Below are 3,953 nucleotides of genomic sequence, written 5' to 3'. Positions count from 1 at the left end.
GATCTGGCTGCGGTACAGAAACTGTTTTTTGGTGGCGATCTGAAGATCGGAGGTAACGTGATGGCCTCCAACAAGCTCACCGTGTTGCAGGACATGGACCCTAAGCTGGTGGAGCAGGCACGCGACAAGCGATTGGCCTCCGGCCAGCCGGATACCGCTACCGCACAACCGAAAAAGCAGAAAGCACCGCAGGCGGAGAAAGTGCTGCCGGAGCTGGCGGAAAAACTGTCGGCCATTGGTGGACAGGGTGGTGTGTTGCAGATCAAGGTGCGGAGCCCAGACAGTGCCTGGTTTATCGATCTATCCGCCTCGTCGCCCGGCATCGTCAGCGGCGAGAAGGACGCGGCGGCGGTGATCACGCTGGACGACAGCAAGCTTGCCGACCTGATTGCCGGCAAGGTGGCCTTGAGCACCTTGTACCAGAAGGGCGACATGCGCGTCGACGGTGACCTGGCGCTGGTGCGCAAACTTGAACAAATCCTGTAACGCCATAATTCGGAGAACAGAGAATGAAACGTAGAGTGAATGTGATCGGTGTCGGGATGACCAAGTTTGCCAAGCCCGGTGCCAGCGATGATTACCATGTGATGGCAAAAGCGGCTGGCCTCGCCGCAATGAAGGATGCCGGCATCCAGTACAGCGATGTTGAGCAGGCGTTCTGTGGTTATGTCTACGGCGATTCCACCTGTGGTCAGCGTGCCGTGTATGAACTGGGCTTGACCGGCATTCCCGTGGTCAATGTGAACAACAATTGTTCCACCGGTTCGTCGGCCCTGTTCCTGGCGCGCCAGGCCATCGAAGGCGGTTTGGCTGAATGTGTCATCGCCCTGGGTTTTGAAAAAATGGAGCGCGGCGCGCTTGGTGCTAAGTTCAATGATCGCGAGAACCCCATGAGCCAGCATGCGCAGGTGATGATGGATACGCAGGGCTTCAATCAGGCGCCGCCGGCGGCACAGATGTTCGGTGGCGCAGGGCGTGAATACCGCTGGAAGTACGGCACCAAACGGGAAACCTTCGGCAAGATTGCCGAGAAGGCGCGTCAGCATGCCGCCAACAATCCTTACGCACTGTTCAATCAGGTGCTGTCGCTGGAAGAGATCATGGCGTCAGACGAGGTGTTTGATCCGCTCACCCGTTTCCAATGCTGCCCGCCCACCTGTGGTGCCGGCGCCGCGATTCTGTGTTCGGACGAGTTCGCCAAGAAGCATGGCATTGCTAACCCGGTGTATATCGCCGCCCAGGCGATGACCACGGATTTCGCCAGCAGCTTTGATGAAAAATCCATGATCAAGATGGTCGGTTACGACATGACCCGTTCCGCCGCCGACAGCGTGTACGAGCAGGCCGGTATCGGCCCGCAAGACATCAATGTGGTCGAGTTGCACGACTGCTTTACCGCCAATGAGCTGCTCACCTATGAAGGTCTGGGTCTGTGCCGGGAAGGCGGCGCGGAGAAATTTATCTGGGATGGCGACAACACTTATGGAGGCAAGTTCGTGACCAATCCGTCCGGTGGCTTGCTGTCCAAGGGGCACCCGCTGGGGGCTACAGGTCTGGCGCAATGTGCCGAACTGGTGTGGCAGTTGCGTGGCCAAGCAGAAAAGCGACAGGTCGAGGGAGCTCGGGTAGCCTTGCAGCACAACCTTGGTCTGGGGGGGGCCTGTGTAGTGACCCTGTACCGCAACGATTGAGCCGTTACATGCAAGGGATGGGCTGGCTGCGCTTCTGATCGGGATGTTGACCAAATAGGGCGGTATCTTAGACGGGCTAGGACGCTTTTGGATGCCTGGGGACTATGCTCAATGACTTGCTTTGCAGGCCTGCGTTATGCTGCCGCCCACGAAGGGTTAGGGTTCCATTTTTTTGCGATTTTTCGGCTGAAAGTCTGTGTTGTTACTTGCACCCGGTGATTTCGAGCTACGAGTGTTTGGTAAAGATCGGAGTGGCGACTAATCAGATGTGGGTTTTTCCTGGGATGCATAATTGCTAAATAAAGCTGTAAAGCTTTTCTTGCCATCCTTCTTTAGATTGCCATTCTCTTTTTCAGTCGATTCGCAGCTAAGGCTGTATTGAGTTTCTGGGGTTGTTCCCGCCCGTTCAAATTGTTTCCCATCTCGAAGGGCGTCTAGGTAGTTGGCCCACTCCTGCATCATTTTGGTGCGCTGACTCAGGAGGCTGGTTCTATTATAGGCGGTACCATTGGGGTCTTTGACGGCATGAGCCAGTTGGTGCTCGATCCACTCAATCCTATAGCCCAGTACTTCGTCCAAGATTGTCCGGGCTGTTGCTCGGAAGCCATGGGGGGTTACGTCATCGTTGCCGTAGCCCATATCCCGAAGGGCCACTCGGACGCCATTCTCGGATAGACAGCGGCTTGCCCCTCGTTGCGACGGAAAAACGTATTTGCCGCGTCCGGTAAACAGGTGGATATCCTGTAGTAACGCCATGGCTTGCTGCGGTAGTGGTACTATGTGGGGATGGCGCATTTTCATCTTGTCGGCAGGGATCTCCCAGCGCTGCTCTTCCCAGTTGATCTCGGACCATTCCATTTGCCGGATTTCGCCTGGGCGCTGGAATAAGATGGGGGTCAGAAGCAGGGCGGTTTTCACCACTGGGCCTGCTGTGGACGCTTGCATGTCCCGTAGCAGCTTTCCCAACCGGGAAGGGTCGGTGATGGCGGCGCGGTGTTTTACCTTGGGTGACTTGAGCGCTCCTCGCAAGCTTGCCGTGGGATCGATTTCGGCTTTTCCCTCAATGATTGCATGGCGGAAGACCTGGCCGCACTTTGTCTTCAGGCGTTGAGCTGTTTCCAGCTTGCCGGTTGACTCGACTCGGCGGAGGACATCCAGCAGTTCTCGGGGGGATATGTCGGCAATAGGCCTGTGTCCTATATAAGGAAAGGCGAAGGTTTCCATGAGCCAGCGATTTTTCTTGTCTGTTTCGGGGGCTACCTGCTGGCGCACCAGCCATTCCTGGGCAACAGCCTCGAAACTGTTGGCCTGGGCTTCGGTGCGAGCCAGTTTCTCCTGGCGGCGAGCTTCGCTAGGGTCAATGTTGTCGGCAAGTTTGAGCCGCGCGTCTTTGTGAGCTTTTCGGGCGGCCTTGAGGGAGATTTCGGGATACACCCCAAGTGCCAAGGATTTCTGCTTACCTAGGAAGCGGTACTGATAGCGCCAGTACATTCCTCCATCAGGAGAGATCTGTAAGTAGAGCCCGCCACCGTCAGCAAGCTTGTAGGTTTTGTCTTTCGGTTTGGCCTTTTTGATCTCAAGGGCCGACAGCTTTTCCATCGCATTCTTGCTCATTTCCTGTTCCTTGGGCGTTGTTGGTATCTGAAAGAGGCCAGCAGGGCAGTGCCAACATAAGTACCAACAGAAATGCTGGTATCTGGTTGGATTCCATCGGATGGGATTAGAGCGAGTATAAACGAAAAAAGCCCTGAACCAGACGGTTGCAGGGCTTTGTCGGACTCCGTAAGAGTCATGTTTGGTGCCGAGGAGAGGACTTGAACCTCCACGCCCTTGCGAGCACTAGCACCTGAAGCTAGCGTGTCTACCAATTTCACCACCTCGGCTTCGCTATGCGTGGGCTAAATTTATTAGCCGTTCATCGCGAAAGCGGGTGCATTCTAGTATATGATGGGCCAATGTCAAATTCCTTTTCGAAAAAATCTTCGATGACCTCAAAAAAACGCTATAGCGATCCCCATGCCGACCGAGAGGCGGAAAAGTACGAAAACCCTGTTCCCAGCCGGGAGCTGATTCTGGATGTGCTCAATGATCAGGGCAAACCCCTGTCATTTGAGCTGCTGGCACAGCTGCTGGAAGTGGATGAAGAGGGTGAAGTCGGGCTGGATCGCCGTATCAAGGCCATGCTCCGTGATGCCCAGCTGGTTCAGAACCGCAACGGCAAAGTGGGTGTGGTGTCCAAAATGGACCTGATCGCCGGTCGAG

General features: G+C 55.6%; 3 protein-coding genes, 1 tRNA gene and 1 pseudogene. 3 read left to right on the top strand and 2 right to left on the bottom strand.

Annotated elements, in window-relative coordinates; all coding sequences use genetic code 11:
- Both A3754_RS11180 and A3754_RS11175 read left to right on the top strand, forming a co-directional pair.
- Positions 1 to 486 (top strand): SCP2 sterol-binding domain-containing protein (locus tag A3754_RS11180; RefSeq protein ID WP_197468630.1); only part of this gene is annotated, 486 nt, incomplete at its 5' end.
- A gap of 23 nt (positions 487 to 509) precedes the next feature.
- Entirely contained in the window at positions 510 to 1,691 is a 1,182-nt protein-coding gene (locus tag A3754_RS11175) for a lipid-transfer protein (RefSeq protein WP_031225738.1), read from the top strand.
- Between the two features lie 258 nt (positions 1,692 to 1,949).
- Here A3754_RS11175 and A3754_RS11170 read toward each other — a convergent pair whose 3' ends face one another.
- The gene (locus A3754_RS11170) at positions 1,950 to 3,305 is read right to left on the bottom strand and encodes an integrase arm-type DNA-binding domain-containing protein (protein ID WP_063519744.1); all 1,356 of its coding nucleotides are present in this window, start codon (positions 3,303 to 3,305) and stop codon (positions 1,950 to 1,952) included.
- Between the two features lie 182 nt (positions 3,306 to 3,487).
- Positions 3,488 to 3,574: transfer RNA gene (locus A3754_RS11165), tRNA-Leu, on the bottom strand.
- 102 nt (positions 3,575 to 3,676) lie between these two features.
- On the opposite strand from A3754_RS11165, the pseudogene A3754_RS11160 reads away from it, so the two are divergent.
- A pseudogene (locus tag A3754_RS11160) lies at positions 3,677 to 3,953 on the top strand (ribonuclease R); the annotation flags it as partial.

The sequence above is a fragment of the Alcanivorax sp. HI0083 genome (assembly GCF_001635175.1).
The sequence above is the reverse complement of the archived record's forward strand: the minus strand, read 5'-3'. Positions and strand labels throughout refer to the sequence as shown.